Below are 1,317 nucleotides of genomic sequence, written 5' to 3'. Positions count from 1 at the left end.
AATAATCATCGTTGCCCTTGCCACCGATCAGGGTGTCCACACCGGCGGCACCATTGAGCTGGTTGTTGCCGTCGTTGCCGGTGATCACGTTGTTCAGGGCGTTGCCGATGCCATAGGTGTTGGCCGTGCCGGTCAGTTCCAGGTTTTCCAGGTTGGCGCCCAGGATGTAGCTCGCCGAAGAGCGCACGGTGTCGATCTCGCTGGCCAGGGTGCTGGTCTCAACGATCACGTCACCAATGTTGTCGACGATGTAGGTGTCGTTGCCGGTGCCGCCAGCCATGTAGTCGGCACCGAGACCGCCGTCCAGGATGTTGGCATCGGCATTGCCGGTCAGGCTGTTGTTCAGGTCGTTGCCCAGCACGGTAAAGGCACCGCTCCCGAGCAGTGACATGTTCTCGACGTTGTGCAGGTTGCTCAGGTTCAGGTCGACGGTGTTGGTCTGTGCCGTGGCGTTGTAGACGACGTACAGGGTGTCGGTGCCTTCACTGACGTTTTCCTGGACCAGGGCCAGCTCGGCGGCCTGATCAAGGAAATAATCATCGTTGCCCTTGCCACCGATCAGGGTGTCCACACCGGCGGCACCATTGAGCTGGTTGTTGCCGTCGTTGCCGGTGATCACGTTGTTCAGGGCGTTGCCGATGCCATAGGTGTTGGCCGTGCCGGTCAGTTCCAGGTTTTCCAGGTTGGCGCCCAGGATGTAGCTCGCCGAAGAGCGCACGGTGTCGATCTCGCTGGCCAGGGTGCTGGTCTCAACGATCACGTCACCAATGTTGTCGACGATGTAGGTGTCGTTGCCGGTGCCGCCAGCCATGTAGTCGGCACCGAGACCGCCGTCCAGGATGTTGGCATCGGCATTGCCGGTCAGGCTGTTGTTCAGGTCGTTGCCCAGCACGGTAAAGGCCCCGCTCCCGAGCAGTGACATGTTCTCGACGTTATGCAGGTTGCTCAGGTTCAGGTCGACGGTGTTGGTCTGTGCCGTGGCGTTGTAGACGACGTACAGGGTGTCGGTGCCTTCACTGACGTTTTCCTGGACCAGGGCCAGCTCGGCGGCCTGATCAAGGAAATAATCATCGTTGCCCTTGCCACCGATCAGGGTGTCCACACCGGCGGCACCATTGAGCTGGTTGTTGCCGTCGTTGCCGGTGATCACGTTGTTCAGGGCGTTGCCGATGCCATAGGTGTTGGCCGTACCGGTCAGTTCCAGGTTTTCCAGGTTGGCGCCCAGGATGTAGCTCACCGAAGAGCGCACGGTGTCGATCTCGCTGGCCAGGGTGCTGGTCTCGATGGCCACGTCGCCGAGGTTGTCGACGATGTAGG

At 60.4% G+C, this 1,317-nt stretch carries 1 pseudogene; it reads right to left on the bottom strand.

The window, feature by feature from the left end:
* A pseudogene (locus KGB14_RS25430) lies at positions 1–1,317 on the bottom strand (calcium-binding protein); the annotation flags it as partial.

It is taken from the genome of Pseudomonas sp. A-RE-19, from assembly GCF_019956555.1.
Classification (GTDB): Bacteria; Pseudomonadota; Gammaproteobacteria; order Pseudomonadales; family Pseudomonadaceae; genus Aquipseudomonas.
Note: the sequence above shows the minus strand (reverse complement) of the source record. Positions and strands in the feature narration are given on the sequence as shown.